The 22,127-nt window shown below is 70.3% G+C and carries 16 protein-coding genes and 1 pseudogene; 10 read left to right on the forward strand and 7 right to left on the reverse strand.

What is annotated here, in order from left to right:
• The first annotated feature begins 2 nt into the window (after positions 1 to 2).
• Together dnaE and ilvA are read left to right on the forward strand one after the other, a co-directional pair.
• Positions 3 to 3,551 carry a DNA polymerase III subunit alpha gene (gene dnaE / locus J1M64_RS12465; protein WP_119192934.1) on the forward strand — a complete coding sequence of 1,183 codons (3,549 nt, stop codon included), beginning with the start codon at positions 3 to 5 and terminating at the stop codon, positions 3,549 to 3,551.
• 43 nt (positions 3,552 to 3,594) lie between these two features.
• The gene (gene ilvA, locus J1M64_RS12470) at positions 3,595 to 4,869 is read left to right on the forward strand and encodes a threonine ammonia-lyase IlvA (RefSeq protein WP_082923776.1); all 1,275 of its coding nucleotides are present in this window, start codon (positions 3,595 to 3,597) and stop codon (positions 4,867 to 4,869) included.
• Positions 4,870 to 4,909: 40 nt separating this feature from the next.
• Here the strand turns inward: ilvA and treZ are convergent, their stop codons facing one another.
• A complete protein-coding gene (gene treZ / locus J1M64_RS12475) occupies positions 4,910 to 6,655 on the reverse strand; it encodes a malto-oligosyltrehalose trehalohydrolase (protein ID WP_241261501.1) in 1,746 nt (581 codons plus the stop codon).
• Positions 6,656 to 6,834: 179 nt separating this feature from the next.
• On the opposite strand from treZ, the gene J1M64_RS12480 reads away from it, so the two are divergent.
• Together J1M64_RS12480 and J1M64_RS12485 are read left to right on the forward strand one after the other, a co-directional pair.
• Positions 6,835 to 7,512 carry a YigZ family protein gene (locus J1M64_RS12480; protein ID WP_206474316.1) on the forward strand — a complete coding sequence of 226 codons (678 nt, stop codon included), beginning with the start codon at positions 6,835 to 6,837 and terminating at the stop codon, positions 7,510 to 7,512.
• 4 nt (positions 7,513 to 7,516) lie between these two features.
• On the forward strand, positions 7,517 to 7,756 hold the full coding sequence (locus J1M64_RS12485) for a hypothetical protein (protein WP_067713823.1): 240 nt from the start codon (positions 7,517 to 7,519) through the stop codon (positions 7,754 to 7,756).
• A gap of 114 nt (positions 7,757 to 7,870) precedes the next feature.
• Here the strand turns inward: J1M64_RS12485 and J1M64_RS12490 are convergent, their stop codons facing one another.
• Positions 7,871 to 8,596 carry a nitroreductase gene (locus tag J1M64_RS12490; protein WP_206474317.1) on the reverse strand — a complete coding sequence of 242 codons (726 nt, stop codon included), beginning with the start codon at positions 8,594 to 8,596 and terminating at the stop codon, positions 7,871 to 7,873.
• Positions 8,597 to 8,916: 320 nt separating this feature from the next.
• Here J1M64_RS12490 and J1M64_RS12495 point away from each other — a divergent pair, with 320 nt between their 5' ends.
• Entirely contained in the window at positions 8,917 to 9,879 is a 963-nt protein-coding gene (locus tag J1M64_RS12495) for a type IV toxin-antitoxin system AbiEi family antitoxin domain-containing protein (protein WP_082923781.1), read from the forward strand.
• 227 nt (positions 9,880 to 10,106) lie between these two features.
• On the forward strand, positions 10,107 to 10,472 hold the full coding sequence (locus tag J1M64_RS12500; RefSeq protein ID WP_067713829.1) for an RNA-binding S4 domain-containing protein: 366 nt from the start codon (positions 10,107 to 10,109) through the stop codon (positions 10,470 to 10,472).
• A gap of 67 nt (positions 10,473 to 10,539) precedes the next feature.
• Here J1M64_RS12500 and treY read toward each other — a convergent pair.
• The 3 genes and pseudogenes from treY to J1M64_RS12515 all read right to left on the reverse strand — a co-directional run bounded on the left by treY (position 10,540) and on the right by J1M64_RS12515 (position 17,443).
• Positions 10,540 to 13,020: pseudogene (gene treY / locus J1M64_RS12505) on the reverse strand (malto-oligosyltrehalose synthase).
• 2 nt (positions 13,021 to 13,022) lie between these two features.
• On the reverse strand, positions 13,023 to 15,167 hold the full coding sequence (gene glgX / locus J1M64_RS12510) for a glycogen debranching protein GlgX (RefSeq protein WP_206474318.1): 2,145 nt from the start codon (positions 15,165 to 15,167) through the stop codon (positions 13,023 to 13,025).
• A gap of 116 nt (positions 15,168 to 15,283) precedes the next feature.
• Positions 15,284 to 17,443, reverse strand: coding sequence for an acyltransferase family protein (locus tag J1M64_RS12515; RefSeq protein ID WP_206474319.1), 2,160 nt, complete (start codon positions 17,441 to 17,443; stop codon positions 15,284 to 15,286).
• A gap of 142 nt (positions 17,444 to 17,585) precedes the next feature.
• Between J1M64_RS12515 and J1M64_RS12520 the strand changes: the two genes are divergently transcribed.
• A complete protein-coding gene (locus J1M64_RS12520; protein WP_206474320.1) occupies positions 17,586 to 18,221 on the forward strand; it encodes a hypothetical protein in 636 nt (211 codons plus the stop codon).
• Here J1M64_RS12520 and J1M64_RS12525 read toward each other — a convergent pair.
• The gene (locus J1M64_RS12525) at positions 18,190 to 18,894 is read right to left on the reverse strand and encodes an NUDIX domain-containing protein (protein WP_069389992.1); all 705 of its coding nucleotides are present in this window, start codon (positions 18,892 to 18,894) and stop codon (positions 18,190 to 18,192) included. The genes J1M64_RS12520 and J1M64_RS12525 overlap by 32 nt on opposite strands.
• Before the next feature lie 72 nt (positions 18,895 to 18,966).
• Here J1M64_RS12525 and nadA point away from each other — a divergent pair, with 72 nt between their 5' ends.
• From nadA to J1M64_RS12540, 3 genes are all read left to right on the forward strand, one after another.
• A complete protein-coding gene (nadA, locus tag J1M64_RS12530; RefSeq protein WP_163376500.1) occupies positions 18,967 to 20,052 on the forward strand; it encodes a quinolinate synthase NadA in 1,086 nt (361 codons plus the stop codon).
• On the forward strand, positions 20,049 to 20,954 hold the full coding sequence (nadC, locus tag J1M64_RS12535) for a carboxylating nicotinate-nucleotide diphosphorylase (protein WP_374220849.1): 906 nt from the start codon (positions 20,049 to 20,051) through the stop codon (positions 20,952 to 20,954). The genes nadA and nadC overlap by 4 nt, the downstream gene beginning before the upstream one ends.
• A 64-nt stretch (positions 20,955 to 21,018) precedes the next feature.
• The gene (locus J1M64_RS12540; RefSeq protein WP_163376499.1) at positions 21,019 to 21,543 is read left to right on the forward strand and encodes a hypothetical protein; all 525 of its coding nucleotides are present in this window, start codon (positions 21,019 to 21,021) and stop codon (positions 21,541 to 21,543) included.
• Between the two features lie 36 nt (positions 21,544 to 21,579).
• Here the strand turns inward: J1M64_RS12540 and J1M64_RS12545 are convergent, their stop codons facing one another.
• A complete protein-coding gene (locus J1M64_RS12545; RefSeq protein WP_206474321.1) occupies positions 21,580 to 22,104 on the reverse strand; it encodes a hypothetical protein in 525 nt (174 codons plus the stop codon).
• Positions 22,105 to 22,127: the final 23 nt, after the last annotated feature.

The following is a 22,127-nucleotide window of genomic DNA, read 5'->3' on the forward strand; positions in this document are numbered from 1 at the left end:
GCGTGGGCGGATCCCAGTTCGTGCATCTGCACAATCACACCGAGTTCTCGATGCTCGACGGGATGGCGCAGATCGACCCGCTGTTCGCGGAGGCCTCCCGGCTCGGCATGCCGGCGGTCGGGATGACCGACCACGGCAATATGTACGGCTCGTCGGACTTCTACAAGCAGGCCGTCAAGACCGGCATCAAGCCGATCATCGGGATCGAGGCGTACGTCGCCCCCGAGTCGCGGTTCAACAAGAAGCGCGTGCTGTGGGGCGAGAAGAACCAGAAGAGCGACGACGTCGCGGGCTCCGGCGCGTACACCCACATGACGATGGTCGCCGAGAACGCCACCGGCCTGCGCAACCTCTTCCGCCTGTCCTCGCTGGCGTCCTACGAGGGGCAGCTGGGCAAGTGGGCGCGCATGGACGCCGAGATCCTCGCCGAGCACTCCGAGGGGATCATCGCGACCTCCGGCTGCCCTTCCGGTGAGATCCAGACGCGGCTGCGCCTGGGCCACCGGAAGGAGGCCTACGAGGCCGCGGAGAAGTGGCAGTCGATCTTCGGCAAGGACAACTTCTTCCTTGAGTTGATGGACCACGGGATCGACATCGAGCGCAGGGTCCGCGAGGACCTCCTCACGCTCGGCAAGGACCTGGGGATGCCGCCGTTGGTGACCAACGACTGCCACTACGTCACCCGCGAGCAGGCCCATTACCACGAGGCCATGCTCTGCGTGCAGACCGGAAAGACCCTCGCCGACGAGAACCGCTTCAAGTTCGACGGTGACGGCTACTTCCTCAAGTCCGCCGACGAGATGCGCGCCCAGTGGGACACCGAAGTCCCCGGCGGCTGCGACAACACCCTGTGGATCGCCGAGCGCGTCCAGCCGTACGACGACATCTGGGCCCCCAAGGACCGGATGCCCAAGTTCCCCGTCCCCGACGGCGAGACCGAGGACACCTGGCTGGCCAGGGAGGTCCAGAAGGGCCTGGAGTGGCGGTTCCCGGACGGCGTCCCGCAGGAGTACCTCGACCGCGCCGCGTTCGAGCTCGAGGTCATCAAGGGCAAGGGCTACCCCGGCTACTTCCTCGTGGTCGGTGACCTCATCGAGCACGCCCGCTCCATCGGCATCAAGGTCGGACCCGGCCGAGGCTCGGCCGCCGGCGCCCTGGTCGCGTACGCGCTGAAGATCACCAACATCGACCCGATCGAGCACGGGCTGCTGTTCGAGAGGTTCCTCAACCCCGAGCGTCCGTCGGCGCCGGATATCGATATCGACTTCGACGACCGCCGTCGCGGCGAGATGATCCGCTACGCCTCCGACAAGTGGGGCGCCGACAAGATCGCCCAGGTCATCACGTTCGGCACCATCAAGACCAAGGCCGCCATCAAGGACGCCGCGCGCGTGAACTTCGGCCAGCCCGGGTACGCGATCGCCGACCGGATCACGAAGGCGCTGCCGCCGCCGATCATGGCCAAGGACATCCCGCTGTCCGGGATCACCGACTCCAAGCACGAGCGCTTCGGCGAAGCCGCCGAGGTCCGTCAGCTCATCGAGACGGACCCCGACGTCAAGCGGATCTACGACACGGCCCGCGGGCTCGAGGGCATGGTCCGCCAGGCCGGCGTGCACGCCTGCGCGGTCATCATGTCCTCCGAGCCGCTGCTCGACGTGATCCCCATGTGGAAGCGCGCCCAGGACGGCGCCATCATCACCGGCTGGGACTACCCGTCGTGTGAAGACATCGGCCTGCTCAAGATGGACTTCCTGGGCCTGCGCAACCTCACGGTGATCGGCGACTGCCTGGAGAACATCAAGCTCAACCGGGGCGAGGAGATCGACCTCGACGTCCTGAGCACGGACGACCCCGCGACCTACGAGCTGCTCGCCCGCGGTGACACGCTGGGCGTGTTCCAGCTCGACTCCGGCGGCATGCGCGAGCTGCTCAAGCGGATGAAGCCCACCGGCTTCAACGACATCGTGGCCGCCCTCGCCCTGTACCGCCCCGGGCCGATGGGCATGGGGACGCACTGGAACTACGCCGACCGAAAGAACGGCAAGCAGGAACTGGTGCCCATCCACCCCGAGCTCGAGGAACCGCTCCGGGAGATCCTCGGCGAGACCCACGGCCTGATCGTGTACCAGGAGCAGATCATGGCCATCTCCCGCGAACTCGCGGGATACACGGCCGGTGAGGCCGACGGCTTCCGTAAGGCCATGGGCAAGAAGAAGGCCGAGGTGCTGGCCGCCGAGTACGAGAAGTTCTCCGGCGGCATGTTCGAGCGCGGCTTCTCCAAGGACGCCGTCGACGCACTGTGGGGCACCATCGAGCCCTTCGCCTCGTACGCGTTCAACAAGTCGCACGCGGCCGGCTACGGCCTCGTCTCCTTCTGGACCGGCTACCTCAAGGCCAACTACCCGGCCGAGTACATGGCCGCGCTGCTCACCTCCGTCGGCGACGACAAGGACAAGGCCGCCCTGTACCTGTCCAACTGCCGCCAGATGGGCATCAAGGTCCTGCCGCCGTCGGTCAACGAGTCGCGGACCAACTTCCTGTCGGTGGGCACCGACATCCGCTTCGGACTGGGCGCGGTGCGCAACGTCGGCGCCCAGGTGGTGGACTCTATCGTCGCCGCCCGCGAGGCGAAGGGCGAGTTCGGCGACTTCTCGGACTACCTGGCCAAGATCGACCAGACCGCCTGCACCAAGAAGGTCACCGAGTCGCTCGTCAAGGCCGGCGCCTTCGACTCGCTCGGCCACCCGCGCAAGGGACTGTTCCTGGTCCACGCCGACGCGGTGGAATCGGTGATGTCCACCAAGAAGGCCGAGGCGGTGGGTCAGTTCGACCTGTTCGGCGGGGGAGATGACGCCGAGGCCGACTCGGGCTTTGGCGACGTCTTCGCCGTCCGGGTCCCCGACGAGGAATGGGACATCAAGCAGAAGCTCGCCCTGGAACGCGAGATGCTGGGCCTGTACGTGTCCGGGCACCCGCTCGACGGGCTCGAGGCCGCCCTGGAGGCCAAGACCGACACCACCATCGCCACGATCCACGAGGGCGAACTCGCGCACGGCACCGCCGTGACGATCGGCGGGATCATCTCCGGCGTCGACCGGCGGGTCAACAAGAACGGCGAGCCGTGGGCGATCGTCACCATCGAGGACTTCAACGGCAGTGTCGAGGTGCTGTTCTTCCCCAAGACGTACCGTCTCGCGGCGATGGACATCGCCGAGGACGCGGTGGTGCTGGTCAAGGCACGCATCAACATCCGTGAGGACCGCGTCTCGGTGTTCGGCGACACCCTCGAGGTGCCCGACCTGGTCGTCGGTGGCAACGGGGCTCCGCTGGCGCTCACCCTGCCGACGCGGATGTGCACCATCGAGACCGTCACTGCGCTCAAGCAGGTCCTGGGGCGGCACCCCGGACCGTCGGACGTGCACCTGCGGTTGGTCAACGGAAGTTCGTCGACCGTCCTGAGGCTCGACGACCACCTGCGGGTCGAGACCTCGTCCTCGCTGATGGGCGATCTCAAGGCGCTGCTCGGCCCCGGCTGCCTCACGGGCTGACCGGGTTGACGGTGATCGTGGGCGCGGTGGGACACTGGTGGCTGTGACCGTCACCGATTCCGCCACGACCCAGGTCGTCACCCCCGACGACATCGACGCCGCCGCCCGCCGGATCGGTGACGTGGTCCGGTGCACCGACCTCCAGGTCAGTGAGCGGCTGAGCGAGCAGACCGGCGCGCACATCCTGCTCAAGCGGGAGGACCAGCAGGACGTCCGCTCGTACAAGATCCGCGGCGCCTACAACCTCATGGCGCAGCTGAACAGCGACGAGCGCAGTGCCGGCGTCGTGACGGCCAGCGCCGGCAACCACGCCCAGGGCGTCGCCTTCGCCTGCCGGGTGCTGGGCATCAACGGCCGGATCTACGTGCCGACCAACACGCCCAAGCAGAAGCGCGACCGGATCCTCGCCCACGGGCGGAACTCGGTCGAGCTCGTGGTGACGGGGACGAACTTCGACGCCGCCCAGACCGCCGCCCGAGCCGACGCCGCGCGCACCGGGGCGACCATGGTCCCGCCGTTCGACCACCCCGACACCATGGCGGGACAGGGCACGATCGCCGCCGAGATCCTCGCCCAGCTCGACGAGACGCCCGATGCCGTGGTGGTCCCCGTCGGCGGTGGCGGGCTGGTCGGTGGGCTGGCGACCTACCTCGCCGAGTACGCGCCGGACTGCAAGATCATCGCCGTCGAGCCCACCGGGGCCCCGTCCCTGACCCGGGCGCTCGAGGCGGGGGAGCCGGTCACCCTCGACACCGTCGACACCTTCGTGGACGGCGCCTCCGTCGCACGGCTGGGGGAGTTCCCGTTCGGGGTCATCTCCTCGATGACCGAGCGGATCCAGGTCCTCACCGTCGACGAGGGCGCGGTCTGCACCGAGATGCTGGAGCTGTACCAGAACGAGGGGATCATCGCGGAGCCCGCCGGGGCACTGGCGGTGACCGCGCTGGAGCAGCTCGAGATCGACGAGGGTGCCACCGTCGTCTGCCTGGTCTCCGGTGGCAACAACGACGTCTCGCGGTACAGCGAGATCATCGAACGCTCCCTGGTCCACAAGGGACTCAAGCACTACTTCCTGGTGAAGTTCCCGCAGGAGCCCGGCCAGCTGCGCCGCTTCCTCGACGAGGTGCTGGGGCCCGAGGACGACATCACGCAGTTCGAGTACCTCAAGCGAAACAACCGCGAGTACGGCGCCGCGCTCGTGGGCATCGAGCTGGGCTCGGCCACCGGCCTGCACTCGCTGCTCGAGCGCATGGACGCCTCCCGCATCGACTGTGAGCGCCTCGAGCCGGGCACCGCGGCGTACGAGTACCTGACCTGACCTGATTTCACGCGCGGGCGGCGTCCACCGTGACGTCGTCTCAGCGCGTCCGCAGCACCGCGAAGCCGAACGCCTGGCAGAACACCGAGTCGTCGTCGGCGACCGCGCCCGAGGCGAACACCGCCTCGCCGGTCAGCGGGACCCGCGACGGCTCGGTGCCCAGGTTCACCACCAGCGCCAGCGACCCGCGGTGGACCACGAGCCATCGGTTGTCGTCGGCCTCCACCCCGCAGTCGACCCTGACCGAGCCCAGCCACGGGTCGCTGAGCTCGGGCTCGGCCTTCCGCAGAGCGATGAGCGCACGGTAGGTCCGCAGGATCTCGGCGTGCTCATCGACCGACTGCTCCGTGCGGTCGAGCACCGAGCGACGGAACGTCTCCGGATCCTGCGGGTCCGCCACGGTTTCCGGATCCCAGCCCATCGCCGCGAACTCGCGGGTCCGGCCCTGGCGGACCGCCTCGGCCAGCTCCGGCTCGGGATGCGAGGTGAAGAAGCAGAACGGCGTCCGCGCGCCCCACTCCTCACCCTGGAACAGCATCGGGGTGAAGGGCGAACAGAGGACGATGGCGGCCTTGGCCAGCTGCTGCTGCGGAGTGAGGTTCATCGACGGCCGATCGCCGGCCGCGCGATTGCCCACCTGGTCGTGCGTCAGCGTGTAGGCCACGAAGCGCGACCCCGGCACCCGGCTCACATCCAGCGGCCGCCCGTGCACACGCCCACGGAACGCCGAGTAGGTCCCGGCGTGCAGGAATGCCCCGGTGAGCACCTGCCGCAGCGACTCGAGCGACCCGAAGTCGGCGTAGTAGCCCTGGCGCTCCCCGGACACGGCGGCGTGGACGGCGTGGTGCACGTCGTCGTCCCACTGCCCGTCCAGCCCGATGCCGCCGCCCTCACGCGCGGTGACCGTCCGCGGATCGTTCTGATCCGACTCCGCCACCAGCGACAACGGCCGTCCGAGATGGGTCGCCAGCGACTCCACCTCCACCGCCAACTGTTCCAGCAGATGCACCGCCGAGGCGTCGTGCAGCGCGTGCACCGCATCCAGCCGCAGCGCGTCCACGTGGAACTCGTCGAACCAGCGCAGCGCGTTGTCGATGATGTACCGCCGCACCTCGCCCGAGTGCTCACCGTCCAGATTGAGCCCGGACCCCCACGGCCCGTCCGCGGCCGACAGGTACGGCCCGAACTCCGGCAGGTAGTTCCCGGACGGGCCCAGGTGGTTGTAGACCACGTCCAGACACACGGCCAACCCGCGAGCGTGGCAGGCGTCGACGAACTGCTGGAACGCGTCCGGCCCTCCGTACGGCTCGTGCACCGCGAACCACGCCACCCCGTCGTAGCCCCAGCCGTACTCGCCGTTGAACGCGTTGAGCGGCATCACCTCGACCATGTCCACGCCCAGCTCGACCAGCTCGTCGAGGTGCTCGATCGCGCTGGTCAGCGTCCCGCCGGCCGAGAACGTGCCCACGTGCATCTCGTAGATCACCGATCCGGCCAGCTGCCGTCCCGTCCACGCCTGGTCCGTCCAGCGGGACTCCTCGAGGCGGTGTACCCGAGACAGCCCGTGGACCCCGTTCGGCTGACGCGGCGACCGCGGGTCGGGCCGCGGCGGGCTGACCTCGTCGTCGTCGCCGGTCACCACGAACCCGTAGTCCCTGCCCTGCTCCCGGGGGGTGCCGGACGTCCACCAGCCGCCCGGGGCGCGTCGCATCGGAACAGGGTCGGAGTCGGGGGAGTCCAGCACCAGCCCCACCGCGCGGGCCTCGGGCGCCCAGACGGAGAACATCTCGTCGCGCGGGGTGGCGGCGGGGACGGTCGTGGCGGGCGCGCTCGTGTCGGTCGGGGTCGCTTGGCTCGGTGAGGTCACACCGCCCAGCGTAGGGAAAACGTGCCGCCGCGGGGAGAGGCGAGCGACCACCGTCGGCCGACCTGTGCCCATCCACGACCGACGGCGATACTGGGGACATGACCGACTCCCCGCCCCGCGTGCTCCGGCTCACCGCCGGACCGGACGTGAGGGGGGAGTACGAGGAGAAACGCTCCAGGTTCGTGGCCGTGCTGAGACGGTGCGACGACGAGGAGGACGCCCGCGCCCTGATCGCCGAACTCCGGGCCGCGCACCCGTCGGCTCGCCACCACTGCAGTGCCTTCATCGTGGACGTTCCCGGGGCCAGCCGAATCGAGCGGTCAAACGACGACGGCGAGCCCTCCGGCACCGCCGGGACACCCATGCTGGACGTGCTGCGGGGAAGTGGCCTGACCGGGGTGTGCGCGGTCGTGGTCCGGTGGTTCGGCGGCACCAAGTTGGGCACCGGCGGGCTGGCGCGGGCCTACTCGGCGGTGGTGTCCGGGGCGGTCGACTCCGCGTGGCGGGGCGGTCGCGTGGCGGAGGTGACCCGTACCCCGGCGTGGACGGCCGAGGTCGACCACTCGGTGGCCGGCGGGCTCGAGGGGGCGCTGCGCTCCGCCGGGGCCTGGGTGATGAATGTCGACTACGGCCGGCGCGTGCGGTTGACCGTCGCGGGGGAGTTAACCGTGGTCGGGCCGATCTTGGCCGCCCGCACCTCCGGCGGGGTCGAGTGGGAGTCCGCAGGGGTGGCCACCACCGAGAACGCGGCCGTTCGCCGGGATGTGGAATCCTGACTACATGAGCATGCAGCCCTACCAGCCGAACTCGATCGAGCAGCAGAAGCAGCAGGTCCGCAAGGATGCGCGCACCACCGCTATCGCTCTGGGCGTGACGGCCGTGTCGCTGCCGATCGCGCTGTTCGCGAGCTCGTTCTTCACCGTGGTGGCGATCCTCGCCGCCATCGTGGCGATCTACAACGGCAACAAGGTCCGCAAGGCCATCTCCGGCAAGCCCGACCAGAAGCGCGAGCTGTACTGACGCCAACCGTGCTGATCCGGCTGCGGCCCGGGTGGGCGCAGTCGCGGCGACGGCTCAATCGAGCCCGCCGCAGCCGAGCCCGGCTCAACCGAACCCGCCTCAGCCGAGCCCGGATCAGCCGTGGCGGCGCACCACGTCGGACAGGTCGGCGCGCTCGGCCCGGAACGTGTTGGCGGGGTGGTCCGCGTCGGCGTAGCCGAATGCGATCCCACAGACGATGAGGCGGTCCTCGGGGATCTGCAGGTGCTCGCGAACCGCATCCGAGTACAGAGCGATCGCTGCCTGGGCACATGTGGCGACGCCCAGCGACGTGGCAGCTGCCAGGAACGTCGACACGTAACCACCGCAGTCCACCGCCCCGTACGTGCCCAGGCCCGCGTCCGAGGTGATCACCGCGACGTGCGGGGCGCCGAAGAAGCGGTAGTTCTCCAGCATCTGACGCAGCCGGGCGTCCTTGTCAGACCGCTCGATGCCGAGCGCCGAGTAGAGCCCGAAGCCGCTCGCCCGGCGGCGGTCGCCATACACACCGTCATACCGCTCCGGGGCGGGAAAATCCGAGCGCATGTCGTTGGAGAGCACATGGTCGGTGAGGTGCTTGCCGAACGCGGCCGTCGCCTGCCCCGTCACCAGCTCGACCTGCCATGCCTGCGAGTTGCACCACGATGCGGTGCGCTGGGCCATGCGGAAGATCCGGTCGATCGTCTCCTCCGGGACCGGCTCGGAGGTGAATCCCCGGCAGCTGTAGCGGTCGTCGAGGAGCTGCTCCAGCGTGGCGGCGGCGTCTACGGTCGCTGACGCGGACACTGCGTCCTTGGTGGACGACTCGGCTGTGTTGGTCATGGGTCCTCCGGGGGCACTGTCGACAGGTGTGAGCCCAAGTCTCGCACGCGGCCCGGTTCGGCAGGGGCGGCCGGGCCAGCAGGAGCGCCCGGGCCTGCGGCGCGCATCCGAACCTTCCATCATCCCGCCGGCCCCAATCCGCCGATCCTTAACCCGCCGATCCTTAACCCGCCGATCGGTCGGCGATCCACCAGGCGGGATCGCTCGGTGGATCGTAGTTAGATCTGCGGTTGTCGCGAAAGGCCGGCAATGCGTGACCGTGATATCCACAGGGGCCTTCCCCCTCCACAGGTGGTGCGCTCCGGGTGCTCATTGGCGGCATGTCGATCACGGCGCCCGGCCATTATCGGGTCGTGACTGACATCAGCGAACTGCGATCCCTCCTCCTGACGGCCTCTCGGTTGCGAGCCGACGGTATGACCTCTCAGCGGATGAGCCGGGCGGTCTCCTCAGGCGATCTGGTCCGTCTCAGACCGGGCTACTACGTGGACGGCGTAGCCCGCCGACTTCCGAAAGGGGAGAGGCACCTGCTGAACGTGTTGGCCGCGGATGCGGCGCTCGACTCGCCGGTGTTCTCGCACGCATCCGCGGCTCTCATATACGGCTTGCCCTCGTGGGGACTGCCTCTGGGAAAGGTTGCGGTCTCGGCAGACCATCAGTGCTGGCGAACCCACACGACCCGGGCGATGAAGCATCATCTCGGCGCTCTCCGCGAGGACGAGGTGACCCGGGTTGATGGCCTGCGAGTCACTGCTCCCGCGCGCACGGTGATGGATCTCGCGCGGACCGTTGGTCGGGATGCGAGTGTGGCCGTCGCGGATGCTGCACTCCACGGTGAACTGATCGACCCGGCCGCTCTGGACCGCGCGCTCGAGGAATCGGCCGGGCGCTCGGGGATCAGGAGAGCCCGGGTGTCTATGGCGTTGACCGATGGCCGGAGCGAGAGCGTGGCCGAGACGCTCAGCCGCCTGACGCTGGCCGACTTCGGACTCCCGGCGCCGGAGACCCAGGCGGACATCATCGGCAGGCACGGCAACCGCATCGCCCGCGTGGACTTCCTGTGGCGCGAGTTCGGGGTGATAGGGGAGTGCGACGGGTTCGGCAAGTACTTCGACGGCGCGGACAGTGCAGAGGTGAGGCGCCGACTCGGCCGTGAGAAGGACCGGGATGCCGAGCTTCTTGCTCTCGGCTATCGGATCCTGCACTGGCGGTGGGCGGATCTCGAGCAGCCGCGCCTGTTGGCAGAGAAAGTCCGTCGGGTCCTTTATCCCGTCGCGGCCTGAGCCCCGGGGTCCGGCACCCGCCTGGAAAACCTGCACCCGCCACGATGGTTCGCGGGCGTGGTCGGTGATGCACCGATCGGATGACGATCCGCCGACGGAGATCCCTCGGTGGATCGCACCCGGATCGGTGGATCGCACACAGGTCGGTTGATCGCACGCGGATCGGTGGATCGCACACAGGTCGGTGGATTTCAGGCACCCCCGGCGGCCAGGGTTATCCTCGCGCCATGAGTGTTCGGGTGGACGCGTGGACGTGGTCGGTGCGGTTGTTCCCATCGCGGACCAAGGCGGCGGCCGCCTGCCGTGGCGGGCACGTCAAGGTCAACGGCGAGGCGGTGCAGCCGTCGAAGCCGGTCGTACCCGGCGACCGCGTGCAGGTCACCGGCGCCCTCGGGCGGGTCCGCATCCTCGAGGTGGTGCGGACGGTCAACAAGCGGGTCGGCGCCCCGGTGGCCGCGACCTGCTACATCGACCATTCGCCCCCGCCTCCGCCCAAGGAGGTCCTGGTCTCCCAGCCGCGGCGGGACCGCGGCGCCGGACGGCCCACCAAGCGGGAGCGGAGGGAGACCGACCGACTGCTGGGCCGCGACTGAGGGCCTCGCGACTGAGGGCCCGGCGACTGGGCGACCCGGCGACTGGGCGACCCGGCGAGCTCGCGAGTCAGCCGTCCTCGCGGATGATCACCACGACCGCCGTCTCGCTGAGCAGCTCGCCGAGATCGACGCGGCCCGAGATCGGCGACCCGTCCGGGCGGACCGACCACGACCCCTCCGGCAAGAGCACCTCGGTCCCGGTGAACTCCGCGGCGGGTAGCACCGCGGTGCGCCGCCGCGCGATCATCCCGACTGCTGGCCGATCATCGACGGCCCGCGTGAACGCCACCACGTCGGAGGCGGCGGGCCCCTGCACTGGTAGCGGCACGTACGCCCCGCCGGCCAGGGTCTCCGGATGCGCCCGCCGCAACCGCAGCAGCTCGCGGACCAGCACGAACTTCGGGTGTCCCGCGCGGGCGACGCCGCCGGAGCGCAGCGGCCCGTAATCAACGAACCGGCGGTTGTCGGGGTCGACGAGGGAGTCCTCCCACACCTCGGTCCCCTGGTAGACGTCGGGGATGCCGGGGCCGAGCAGCTGCGCGGCCTTGGCGATCAGCGAGTTGTCCCGGCCCGCCGGCGCGATGCGCTCGACGAACGGCCCGAGCACCCCGCCGCCGGAGTCGATCAGAGCATCGATCCACCGGTGCACGCCGGACTCGAACTCGGCATCTGGATCAGTCCACGTGGTGTGGACGGCGGCCTCACGCATCGCCTTGTCGGCGTAGTCGTGCAGGCGCGACCGCATTTCGTCGGTCGGTCCGCCCCGCTCGGGCCACACACCCACGATCACCTGGAGCAGAAAGTATCCGGCGTCCTCGGCGGGCGGCGGGAACCGGTCGAACACGCGCGAGACGAGGTCGGCCCACTCGTCGGGGAGTTGCGAGAGCACCGAGATCCGCGCGCGGACGTCCTCGCCGCGCTTGGTGTCGTGGGTGCTCAGGGCCGTCATCGCCAGCGGGGTGTCGCGGGCCCGTTCGGCCATCGTCAGGTGGAACGCCTCGACGGGCAGGGCCATCCGCCCGGGGGAGCCGCCGACCTCGTTGAGTGAGACGAGCCGCCCGAGCCGGTAGAACAACCGGTCCTCCTCGGCCTTGGCGGTGGCGGCGCCGGTGACCTGCGCGAGCCGGGTGGACGTCTCGCCGCCGCGGGCCAGCGCCCCGGCCAGGAGCCCCAGCGCGGGTGCCAGCCCGGGCCGCTGCCGACGCAGCTCCCCGAGGATCGTGGGCAGGGTGCCACGCAGGACGGGGTAGTCGGCGCGGTAGAACGGCGTGCGCGCGACCACCGAGATCAGCGCTTCCCGGAGGAGGGCGTCCTCGTCGTCGTCGCTTCCATACCCGTCGACCCCGGACCCGTCGACCCCGGATCCGTCCGGCCCCACAGCGGCCTCGCGGCGCACCGCGCGCGCCAACCGCGCCAGCTCGGGCGCAAGATCCTCCTCCACGATCTGCCGCTTGAGTTCGGCGGACTGGGCGTGGACCTGGTCCTCGTCGCCGGGGCCGCCGCTGTACCGTCGGGCCAGTTCCGACAGCGGGCCCTCACCGCGGGGGTCGACGAGCAGCTGGTCGATCAGCCGCAGTGCGTCGTACCCGGTGGTGCCGTCGACGCCCATGGTGGGGTCGAGCACCTCGGGCGGGGTCGAATCGGTACCGGGCGCGAGGATCTTCTCCACCAGCAGCACACGGTCGTCACCGGCGACTTCCCGCAGCCGACGCGCGTACCCGACGGGGTCGGCGAGTCCGTCCGGGTGATCGACGCGGATGGCGTCGACGAGGTCCTCCTCGCACCATCGGCGCACCTCGGCGTGGGTGGCGTCGAAGACCGCGGGGTCCTCCTGTCGCAGCCCGGCCAGCCCGGTCACGGTGAAGAACCGCCGGTAGCCCAGCAGCGGCTCTCGCCAGTGCACGAGGCGGTAGTGCTGACGGTCGTGGACCTCCTGCGCGGTGCCGTCGGCGGTGCCCGGGGTGATGGGGAACCGATGGTCCTAGAAGCCGAGTTCGGCCTCGCCGGAGTCGGTGTCGGTGGGTGCGACGACGACGAGGTCGGCCACGTCGTCCGGTGACCCCAGGACGGGGATCGCGATCTTGCCGTCTGCCCCGTTCGCGTCCTCGGTGTCGAAGTCGAAGAACGGGAAATGCGGCGAGTCGGGGCCCCGCTTCAGCGCGTCCCACCACCACGGGTTGGCCGCCGGCTCGTCCACGCCGAGGTGGTTGGGGACGATGTCCACCACGAGACCCAGCCCGTGGGCCCGGCACGCCGCACGCAGTGAGCGCAGTGCGTCGATCCCGCCGAGTTCGGCCGAGACCGTGGTCGGGTCCACGACGTCGTACCCGTGGGTGGATCCGGGTGTGGCGGTCAGGACGGGCGAGAGGTACACCGCGCCGACGCCGAGGTCGGCCAGGTAGGGCACGAGCTCCTCGGCGTCGGCCAGGGTGAAGCCTCGGCCGTCGGGGTCCGAGGCGGGGGTGCGCAGCTGGAGGCGGTAGGTGCTCGCCAGCGCGGCGCCCCGGCTCGGCCCGGCCCCGGTCCCTGTCTCGTCCTCGGCGGCCATGCTCAGCTGACCTTGCGCAGCACGATCGTGCAGCGGTCGGCCACGGTGATGGTGCCGTCCGAGCTCAACTCGTCCGCGCGCTCCTCGAGATGGTCGGCGGTGTCCAGGACGACCTCCCACTTCTCGGCGTAGTCGGCGCCGAGCAGGGAGAACTCGATGGGCTCGTGGTGGGCGTTGAACAGCATGAGGAACGAATCGTCCACGATCCGCTGACCGCGCACGTCCGGCTCGTGGATCCCCTCGCCGTTGAGGTACACGGCCATGGACTTGCCGAACCCGGAGTCCCAGTCCTTGCTGGTCATCTCCGAGCCCTCCGGGGTGAACCACCCGATGTCCTGCGGTTCCTCCTCGCCACGCAGCGGGGAGCCGAAGAACCGGCGGCGACGGAACACGGGGTGGTCCTTGCGCAGCTGGACCAGGTTCCGGGTGAAATCCAGGAGGTCCTGCTTCTCCTCGTCCAGGTCCCAGTCCATCCAGGAGATCTCGTTGTCCTGGCAGTAGACGTTGTTGTTGCCGCCCTGGGTGCGGGCGATCTCGTCGCCGTGGGCGATCATCGGCGTGCCCTGCGACAGGATCAACGTGGTGAGGAGGTTGCGCCGCTGGCGGTGGCGCAGCTGGATGATCTCGGGGTCGTCGGTGGGGCCCTCGACCCCGCAGTTCCAGGAGCGGTTGTGGCTCTCGCCGTCGTTGCCGTCCTCACCGTTGGCGTCGTTGTGCTTCTCGTTGTAGCTCACCAGGTCGTTGAGCGTGAACCCGTCGTGGGCGGTGACGAAGTTGATCGACGCGTTGGGGCGGCGACCGGTGTGCTCGTACAGGTCCGAGGACCCGGTCAGTCGCGAGGCGAACTCGCCCAGGGTCGCGGGCTCGCCGCGCCAGAAGTCGCGCACCGTGTCGCGGAACTGGCCGTTCCACTCGGTCCACAGCGGTGGGAAGTTGCCCACCTGGTAGCCGCCCTCGCCGACGTCCCAGGGTTCGGCGATGAGCTTGACCTGGCTGACGATGGGGTCCTGCTGGACGAGGTCGAAGAACGAGGACAGCCGGTCGACGTCGTGCAGGCCGCGGGCCAGGGCGGAGGCGAGGTCGAAGCGGAACCCGTCGACGTGCATGTCGAGGATCCAGTAGCGCAGCGAGTCCATGATGAGCTGCAGGGAGTGCGGGTGCCGGACGTTGAGCGTGTTCCCGGTGCCCGTGTAGTCCATGTAGTGCTGCTCGTCGCCCTCGACCAGCCGGTAGTAGGCCTGGTTGTCGATACCGCGGAAGCCGATGGTGGGGCCCATGTGGTTGCCCTCGGCGGTGTGGTTGTAGACCACGTCGAGGATCACCTCGATATCGGCTTCGTGGAACGCCTTGACCATGGCCTTGAACTCGCTGACCGCGTCGCCGGGCCGGTCGGAGAACGCGTACTCGTTGTGGGGCGCCAGGAACCCGAAGCTGTTGTAGCCCCAGTAGTTGCGCAGGCCCATGTCGATGAGTCGTTGGTCCTGCATGAACTGGTGCACCGGCATGAGTTCGATGGCGGTGACGCCCAGGTCGGTGAGGTAGTCGATGATCGCCGGGTGGGCCATCCCCGCGTAGGTGCCGCGCATCTCGGCGGGGATGTCCGGGTGCGTCGCGGTCATGCCCTTGACGTGCGCCTCGTAGATCACCGTGTTGTGGTACTCGTGCCCGGGGGCGCGGTCGTTGCCCCAGTCGAAGTACGGGTTGATCACGACGGTGGTCATGGTGTGCCCGAGGGAGTCGTCGGTGTTGCGCTCGTCCGGGTTGTCGAGGTCGTAACTGTGCAAACTCGGGTCCCCGTCGAAGGAGCCGTCGAAGGCCTTGCCGTACGGGTCCATGAGCAGCTTGGACGCGTCACACCGCAGCCCGTCGGAGGGTTCGTACGGACCGTGGACGCGGAACCCGTACCGCTGACCGGGCGTCACGCCGAACAGGTAGCAGTGCCAGATGTGGTAGTCGACCTCGACGAGCTCGATACGCTGTTCGCCGCCGTCGTCGTCGATCAGACAGAGCTCCACGCGCTCGGCGACCTCTGAGAACAGGGAGAAGTTCGTGCCGGTGCCGTCGTAGGTGGCCCCCAGCGGGTAGGGGGTACCGGGCCAGGCTCGGATGAGCTCCGGGGCGGACTGCGTCTCGTCGTCTTGGGTCACCCGACCCAGGGTAGTGCCTGAGGGCCGTCCGGACGTGGCCGTGCAGGCGGAGGCGGGTCGTGGGCTCCGTCGGCCACCCGCAAGCAGGTCACCGCCGGCCGTTCACCGCCAGCTGTTCACCACCAGCCGGTCGCGGGCCCCAGCTGACGCGCCAGCTCCCCGGAGGCGGACCGGACCCACGAACCCGAGAGGTGGTGGGAGTCGTGGTAGACGATCACGTTGCCGACCACGGCGGGGCAGTCCTCGGGGTCGCACAGGCCGTCGGTGAGGTCGAGCAGCCGAACCGAGTCGAGGCCCGCGGCGGCGATCGCGGCGGGGTTGATGGGGGAGATGGAGCGCTCCCGCGGCATGCCGCACTCTTCCGGGGTGCCGCCGGCACCGAGGCAGTCGCTGGCGCGGATGGGTCCGCGTCCCTGGTTGAGCCACGGGGTGTCGCGGATGGCGATGACGCCGATGCCCTGCTCGCCGAGCGCGCGCCACAGGTCGACGTATTGGCGGGGCGTGACGTCGGGGCCCACGACCCCGACCGGGCGGGTGGCCGTGGTGAACACGAAGTCGGGATCCAGTCCGACGAGGGCGGCGAGTGCCTCCGGGGTCCACTCCGCGCAGCTCTCGTACAGCGGTTCATCGCCGTCGGAGACCGAGGCGTCGAGCGTGAGGGGGCAGCCCATCTTGAGGACGGTGACCACCCGGAAGCCGTAATGCCGGCCGACCTCGTCGAGGCCGCTGATCCAGTGTTCGGCGTGCGACCCGCCCGTGAGCGCGATGGTGCGGGGGGAGGTGACGTCGCCGTACACGCACATCTCGACCTCCGTCGACTCGAAGGTCGAGATGCAGCCGTCCATGGTGCTGGCGGGGAGGTCATTGCCGACCTGGAGCAGGGAGGGTACGTAGGGGGCGTCGTCGGGTGCGGGGACGCCCTCGAAGAACGCCCGCGCTCCGGGGTGGTCCGGGTCGGTGAGGGAGTCGACGTACGGGACGGACGAACGGGAGCCGGAGGTGGCGCTCCACCAGCCGACGGTCCCCAGGCTGGCAACGACGGCGACGACGACGACGACGCTCGCCCCCACGAATCGCTTCTGCTCACGGGCCGAACGGGCCGGGCCGCCCCGCTGCCGGTCGCGTGCCGCCGCCGCCGGGGTGGTGCGTCCCCGCGCCCGGCTGGCCATGCGGAGCGGGCGCTCGACGTACTTCTCGGTGAGGAGCGCCAGCACGAGCGAGACGACGATGATGGTCAGGCCGGAGACCAGCGTGATCTCGGCTTCGCGGTCGTGGGACAGCCACAGGATGAGCAGCGGCCAGTGCCACAGGTACAGCGAGTAGGAGATGTCGCCGAGCCGCCGGAACACCCGTCCGGACAGGAGCCAGGTGACGGGGTCCTTGGCCGGGGTGGCGCGCTGCCCGACCGGGAGGTTGCCGCCGAGGATGATGAGCAGGGCGCCGCCGATGGGGTACCAGGCGAGCGGGCCGGGGAAGTGGGCGGCGCCGTCGAAGAAGAAGCCGGTGCTCACCACCAGGAAGAGTCCGGCGACGGTGGTGAGCAGCCGCAGGGGCCACGGCAGGACGATTCCGGCCAGCAGGATGGCCACCAGGCCGCCGATGAGCAGTTCCCACATGCGGGCGCCGGTGTCGTAGTAGTTCCACGCCTGATTGTCGGCCTGTCCGAGGACGGCCCACCACACCGAGGCGGCGGTGCCCGCGGCGACGATGCCCACGAGAAGCCATTTCGGAGTGCCCCTGCGGACGATCAGGCGCCAGAGGGCGGTCCCGCCCAGGATCACCGCCAGGGCGACCACATAGAACTGGCCCTGCACGGACATGGACCACAGGTGCTGCAGCGGGGAGATGGTCGCGTCGGCGGCGACGTAGTCGGACGCGGTCAGCGCCAGTTCCCAGTTCTGGTAGTACAGCAGCGAGGCGACGGTCTGCTCGAAGATCGTCGACCATTGGGTGGGCGGCTTGACGAGCACCGTGCCCAGCACGGTGGCGGCGATCGTCACCACCAGCGCCGGGTACAGCCTGCGGACAAGCCGCTTCAGGTGGGGAAGCGGGGAGAGCGGCGTGCCGGGGTCGCCGGCGCCGCGCAGGAGCGAGCCGAGGAAGAAGAAGCCGGACAGGGTGAGGAAGACGTCCACGCCGCCGGAGACGCGGCCCATCCAGATGTGGAAGACCACCACCAGCGCGATCGCGAGGCCACGCAACCCGTCGATGTCGTGTCGGTAGGCCATCTTCCCGCGGCGCCGCCCAGCGGGCGCGGGAGGAGAGATGGTGGCCACTGGCGGGTACTTCCTGACGTGTCGTCCGGTGGGTCGGTGGGGGCCCGGCCCGGCGTCCGGGCACCGTGCCGTACACCGGCGGAGCCGGGTCCGATTACACCACAACGGGTCGGCACCACCGGCGTTGGTACAGTCCGTGCGCATGACCAGCCCGTCGTCGACATCGTCGTCCCCGCCGTCGTCGACCACGGCCCCGCACCGCGGCGGTGCGGCCCGATTCGCGGCGTCGACCCTGCTCGGCGTGGTGGGCCCGTTCGTGGTCGCGCTGCTGCTGTGGATCGTCGCGGCGCCCCGGGCGGAGCTGTTGTCGGTCGGTGACGGCCGGGGTCTCCGGCTACCGGACTCGGGGGTGGACGGTGGCAGCCAGCTGCTCGTGTTCATCGTCCTGTCGGGGTTCGCGACCGTGTGTGCGGTCATGGTCCTGTGGCGGCGTCACCCGCACCTGCGGCGGCCGGATGGCGTCCCGGCGCTCGTGCTGCTGCCGGGTGTGGCCTGCGCGATCGCGGCTGCGGCCGCGACGCCTCTGGCAGACGTGGTCGCGGCGCCCCCGGATGACGTCCCCTACGGCGAGGTGGTCCGGCAGGCTCCGGCGGTCGGGAGTCTGTTCTTCGACCGCATGGTCTTCGGCACGTCCGGCCCGTCATGGGACTGGTTCCCGCCGGGTCTCGACTGGGTGGTGTTCGGGGTGATGATCGCGGCGTTCACGGTGGCGGTGCTGGCGTACCTCGCAGACCCCGAGGCCCCCGTCAGCCCACCCCCGCCGGCGGCCGCAGCGTAGCGAACTGGTCGGTGATCCGGAGGCGCCGTTCTGCGAACGTGTACAGCGCCGCCGGCCGGCCGCCCGTGGGCCCGGGGGGAGCGCTGCGTCCGCACCGCACGAGCTCACCGCGGCGGGTCAGGACGCGCTGGAGGTTGGTCGGGTCCACCGGGTGGCCGAGGGCGGCGCCGTAGAGCTGCGCGAGGTGCGACAGCGTGAACTCCACGGGCGCCAGGGCGAACCCCAGGGTGGAATACGAGAGCTTGGCGGCGAGGCGGGCGCGGGCGCGGGCGACGATCTCGGCGTGGTCGTAGACGGTGTCGGGGAGATGGTCGACCCGGAACCAGGCGGTGTCGTCGGGGATGGCGGGATCCGCATCGCTGGGCAGGACACCGAGGAATCCGGAGGCGAACACGCGCCGGCCGGGTATGCGGGCGGGGTCCGAGAATTCCGCGACCGATTCCAGGTGGCTGAGCGAGCGCACGTCGACCTTCTCGGCGAGCTGCCGGGTGGCGGAGGCGGGCAGGTCCTCGTCGTCGCGGACCTCACCGCCGGGTAGCGCCCACCGGCCGGCGGCCGGCCCGAGCGAGTGCTGCCACAGCATCACGTGGAGCGCCGGTGCAGTGGAGCCGGGGGTCGGCCGGACCTGGGTCACCACGACGAGCACCTCGTGACCGGTGTTACACTGCATCATGTTTTCGATTGTAAGTCGAAAACGGGGCCGGTGGCGTATCGGCCCGGAGAAACGACCCGGGAGGGGGCAGCGATGAGCACTGCCACAGGACACGGCACGACGGTCGCGCCGCGGCCGGACACCACCGTCGGGCGGCTCGACTCGCCCCTGGCCGCGAGGATCCGCCATGACGGCTCGGTGTACACGGGCGTCGAGCCCGACGCGGAGTGGGCCGCCGAGATCCGCCGCCTCGCCGCCGAGCGCGACGCGGTGATCCTCGCCCACAACTACGAGGTCCCCGCCATCCAGGACATCGCCCACCACGTGGGGGACTCCCTGGCCCTGTCGCGCATCGCCGCGGAGGCCGAGCAGTCGACCATCATCTTCTGCGGCGTCCACTTCATGGCGGAGACCGCCAAGATCCTCTCCCCGGACAAGACCGTCCTCATCCCCGACGAGGCCGCGGGCTGCTCACTGGCCGATTCCATCACCGCCGAGCAGTTGGCCGAGTGGAAGTCCGAGCACCCGGACGCCGTGGTGGTCTCCTACGTCAACACCACCGCCGCGGTGAAGGCCCTCACCGACATCTGCTGCACGAGCTCCAATGCGGTCGAGGTCGTCGAGTCGATCGACCCGGGCCGCGAGGTGCTGTTCCTTCCCGACCAGTTCCTCGGTGCGCACGTCCGGCGCAAGACGGGCCGCGAGAACGTCCTCGTGTGGGCGGGCGAGTGCCACGTCCACGCGGCGATCAACGGTGACCAGCTCACCGCCAAGTCGGAGGCCCACCCGGGTGCCGAGCTGTTCGTCCACCCCGAGTGCGGCTGCGCGACGAGCGCCCTGCACCTGGCCACCGAGGGTGCGGTCCCCGCCGATCAGGTCAAGATCCTGTCCACCGGAGGGATGGTCGACGCCGCCCGCGCCTCGGGGGCCAGCGAGGTCCTCGTGGCGACCGAGATCGGGATGATCCACCAGCTGCGCAAGGCCGCGCCCGAGATCGACTTCCTGCCGGTCAACGACCAGGCCAGCTGCCCCTACATGAAGATGATCACCCCGGCCGCGCTCCTGCGCGCCCTCGTCGAGGGTGCCGACGAGGTGCACGTCGATCCCGCCACGGCCGAGGCCGCGCGCGGGTCCGTCGAGCGGATGATCGCCATCGGCAACCCGGGGTCGGGGGAGTGAGCGGGGCTGCACCCGGGGTCGACGACGACGAGCACTTCGATCCCGACACCCGTGCGGACGCCCTGATCGCGGTCCGTCGTGCCCTCGAGGAGGACCTGCGATACGGCCCGGATGCCACGTCGCTGGCGACGGTGCCCGCGGACGCCCGTGCCACGGCCCGCCTCGCGACCCGCTCCGACGGCGTGGTGGCCGGGCTGCCGCTGATCGAGATGGTCCTGGCCGAGGTGCTCGGCCGGGCCGAGCCGGGGCGGGCGGATTTCTCGGTGACGCGCCACGCCCGCGACGGAGACCGCGTCTCGGCCGGCGACGTGGTGGCCGAGATCAGCGCCCCGACACTCGGTCTGCTCACCGCCGAGCGGACCCTGCTCAACCTCGTCTGTCACCTGTCGGGGGTGGCGACCGCGACCCGGGCGTGGGCCGACGAGCTCGCCGGCACGGACTGCGCCGTCCGCGACACCCGCAAGACCATGCCCGGCATGCGACTGCTGCAGAAGTACGCGGTGCGCTGCGGCGGCGGGGTCAACCACCGACTGGGCCTCGGCGACGCGGTGCTGGTCAAGGACAACCACGTGGTGGCCGCCGGCGGGGTGCTCCCGGCGTTGGCCGCGGTCCGCGAGCGCTTCCCCGACCTGCCCTGCGAGGTCGAGGTGGACTCCCTGGAGCAGCTCGACCAGATGTTGGACGCGGGCGTGGACCTGGTCCTGCTGGACAACTTCCCCGTCTGGCAGACCCAGATCGCGGTCCAGCGCCGCGACAAGGTCTCACCGGCCACCCGGCTGGAGTCCAGCGGCGGGCTGACTTTCGATGCGGCCGCCGACTACGCCCGCTGCGGGGTGGAGTTCCTGGCCGTGGGGGGCCTGACCCACTCCGTCGCGGTGCTCGATCTGGGGCTGGACATGTGAGGTACGCCCCACCGCCGCCTTCGGGCTCGGGCGACGGGCCGCGGTCCGCGTAAAGTCGAGGACCATGACGGGGTTCTGGGACTCAGGCGAGAAAAGCACGGCATCGGAACGACGATTGCAGCGGATGGAGGAAGCCCGCCGCCGCGTGGAGGCCGGGGAGAACTCCTCGCCGCCGCCTCCGCCCGCACCCGCCAGGAGCACCCGGCCGACTCGGTCCGCCCGCGCCGCCAAGGCCCCGACCGTCGATCCGCTCGCGGTGACCGGCGCGCAGTTCGCGGTGTGGCGCAGCGTCCAGCACTTCTGCAGCACCGACTCGACGCCCGACGCCCGCGGCGCGAACCTCGACCTCTTGGTCGCCTGGTCCGACTCGATCCAGCCGTTCCGGCTCCGGCAGCGCATCGTCGCCCGCCTGGACAACGAGGGCGCCTGGCTGCCCGTCTGCTACGCCAAGGACGGCGCCCGCGAGCCCATCACGCAGGCCCAGGCGGAGCGCTACCGGGAGGCCCGGATCGGTGAGACCACCCTGTCCGGCGGGGCCCAGAAGCCGCTCAAGGACACCGACCACCCGGACGAGACGCTCACCCTGTAGTCGTCCCTGTCGCGCCCCGACCCCGCCGGCCGGGGGTCAGCGGTCCCCGAGCGCGAACCGCCGCCCCTCGGGCTGCGGGCCCGTCGCGAGGACGATCTCCTCGGCTCCCGCCTTCGCGGCCGCCGCGTCGGTGGTCTCCTTGGCGGCGGTGACCTCGTCGTCGTCGTTGTTGTCATTGCCGTCGTCGTGGTTACCACAGGCAGGGTCCCCCTCGCCGGTGGCGCGGACCATCTCGCCGTCGCCGGGCAGGGGATCGACGGCCACGATCGCCCCCTCGTCCAGCAGGTCGATGATGGCCGTGCGCGCGGCGCGGGCGTAACGCAGGTTCCGCAGGGCCGGGGTGTCGGAGTCGGGCGCGGACGGGTCCACGTCGACCAGCCGCAGCGGCTCGCCCGACGGCGCCTCGTACGCCTCGCAGACGGATTCGACGAGCTCGTCGAGCGCCAGACTGTCCCGCTCGCCGAGCTTGTCCACGATGATCATGCGGGCGCGCTCCAGCGCCGGCGCCTCGGGCTCGGTCGCGGTGTCGATGGCGGTTCGGATGGTCTCGAGTGAGGTCATACCCCGAGCCTGCCAGCCCGGGC

The sequence above is a fragment of the Dietzia sp. KRD202 genome, from assembly GCF_017168155.1.
In the GTDB taxonomy this organism is placed as follows: domain Bacteria; phylum Actinomycetota; class Actinomycetes; order Mycobacteriales; family Mycobacteriaceae; genus Dietzia; species Dietzia kunjamensis.

What these genes read in the sequence shown, in the direction of transcription:
- treZ (WP_241261501.1), bottom strand. Translation starts at nt 6,655, where the DNA reads ATGTTCTCCGTCTGGGCGCCCGAGGCCCGCGCGGTGGGGCTGGTGCTG.
- J1M64_RS12480 (WP_206474316.1), top strand. Translation starts at nt 6,835, where the DNA reads ATGACCGACTCCCCGCCCCGCGTGCTCCGGCTCACCGCCGGACCGGAC.
- J1M64_RS12485 (WP_067713823.1), top strand. Translation starts at nt 7,517, where the DNA reads ATGAGCATGCAGCCCTACCAGCCGAACTCGATCGAGCAGCAGAAGCAG.
- J1M64_RS12490 (WP_206474317.1), bottom strand. Translation starts at nt 8,596, where the DNA reads ATGACCAACACAGCCGAGTCGTCCACCAAGGACGCAGTGTCCGCGTCA.
- J1M64_RS12495 (WP_082923781.1), top strand. Translation starts at nt 8,917, where the DNA reads ATGTCGATCACGGCGCCCGGCCATTATCGGGTCGTGACTGACATCAGC.
- J1M64_RS12500 (WP_067713829.1), top strand. Translation starts at nt 10,107, where the DNA reads ATGAGTGTTCGGGTGGACGCGTGGACGTGGTCGGTGCGGTTGTTCCCA.
- J1M64_RS12520 (WP_206474320.1), top strand. Translation starts at nt 17,586, where the DNA reads ATGACCAGCCCGTCGTCGACATCGTCGTCCCCGCCGTCGTCGACCACG.
- J1M64_RS12525 (WP_069389992.1), bottom strand. Translation starts at nt 18,894, where the DNA reads ATGATGCAGTGTAACACCGGTCACGAGGTGCTCGTCGTGGTGACCCAG.
- nadA (WP_163376500.1), top strand. Translation starts at nt 18,967, where the DNA reads ATGAGCACTGCCACAGGACACGGCACGACGGTCGCGCCGCGGCCGGAC.
- J1M64_RS12540 (WP_163376499.1), top strand. Translation starts at nt 21,019, where the DNA reads ATGACGGGGTTCTGGGACTCAGGCGAGAAAAGCACGGCATCGGAACGA.
- J1M64_RS12545 (WP_206474321.1), bottom strand. Translation starts at nt 22,104, where the DNA reads ATGACCTCACTCGAGACCATCCGAACCGCCATCGACACCGCGACCGAG.